The following is a 661-nucleotide window of genomic DNA, read 5'->3' on the forward strand; positions in this document are numbered from 1 at the left end:
TCGTCATAGTCCTCGAGGTTGTAACCGAACAGCGGGAAGGATTCGATGAACGAGCCGCGTCCGGCCATGATCTCGGCGCGGCCGCCCGACAGAAGGTCGAGCGTTGCGAACTGCTGGAACACGCGCACCGGGTCATCAGAAGACAGAACGGTGACGGCACTGGTCAGCTTGATGCGCTTCGAGCGCTCGGCGGCCGCGGCCAGGGCCACGACCGGTGCGGAGGCGGCATAGTCGGGCCGGTGATGCTCGCCGAGGCCGAAGACGTCGAGGCCGACCTGATCGGCCAGCTCGACCTCCTCGATCAGGTTGCGCAGCCGCTCATGCGGGCCGATGGCGCCGGGGCCCGGCTGCGGGCTGACGTCGGCGAAGGTGTAGAGACCGAGTTCCATCTAATGTCATCCTGGTGTTGGAATTTGCCGCTAGACGTAGCCATCCGCCAACCTCGCCGCCAGAGGCGCGACGGTGAACAGTGCATGTCGTTTTCGGTTCAATCTCTTCGTCGCAATTCCCAAGGGAAAGCGCTGCGCGCTTTTCCCGGGAAAACCGTTTCACACTTCCCTGAAATTGCTCCAAAGGCGTCTCCCGAGTGCAACAGCCGACAATTTCATGGCTGCCATGCCGTTTTGGCGCTTGAACTCTCGGTTTTCGCGCGTATGTAAGC

The 661-nt window shown here is 62.2% G+C and carries 1 protein-coding gene; it reads right to left on the bottom strand.

The features are described from left to right. A partial coding sequence (locus EN964_RS36375; protein ID WP_127277584.1) for an LLM class flavin-dependent oxidoreductase occupies positions 1 to 389 on the bottom strand: 389 nt, incomplete at its 3' end. Between the last annotated feature and the right edge of the window lie 272 nt (positions 390 to 661).

The organism is Mesorhizobium sp. M7A.F.Ca.CA.001.10.2.1 (genome assembly GCF_003998575.1).
Lineage (GTDB): Bacteria > Pseudomonadota > Alphaproteobacteria > Rhizobiales > Rhizobiaceae > Mesorhizobium.